The organism is Actinoplanes sp. DH11 (assembly GCF_020873875.1).
Taxonomy (GTDB): Bacteria; Actinomycetota; Actinomycetes; order Mycobacteriales; family Micromonosporaceae; genus Actinoplanes.
Window position 1 is genome coordinate 1 of sequence record NZ_JAHWGU010000170.1, and the last position, 410, is coordinate 410.

1 protein-coding gene is annotated in these 410 nt (G+C 63.9%); it reads right to left on the reverse strand.

All coding sequences use genetic code 11. The features are described from left to right. Positions 1-304: hypothetical protein (locus tag LPA41_RS41270; RefSeq protein ID WP_229076948.1), on the reverse strand; the 304-nt coding region annotated here is incomplete at its 3' end. Positions 305-410 lie beyond the last annotated feature (106 nt).

The window sequence follows — 410 nt, forward strand, 5'->3', positions numbered from 1 at the left end:
CCTTCTTCTGTGCGACGCCGGTCTCCGGTGCGGTCGCGCTGGCGGTGGCCGTGCCAGCCGGGCAGTCGAAGGTCACGTCCACGGTGGTGCCGGCTGGGGCGTCGAAACCCACGGTGCCATTCTCCGCGGTGAATTTGAGTTCCTTGGTCTGGATCTCCGGCCACGTGCTCGTGTAGGCACACCGCATGGGAAGGCCGACGCGGTCCACGACGGTGAAGATGACGGTGCCCTTCGTCTCGGTCGGGGCGCTTGACCCGAGTCCCGGCACGAGGGAGGCGATCAGCGTGATGATGAGCGCGACCACCGCGGCGGCAGGGCCGGCGAGCTGTTGCAGTTTATCCAGGCTAAAACCAGGCGTGACGAACTCCTTGTAAAAAATGAGAACTAGGTTATCGTCAGCCTATCCCATG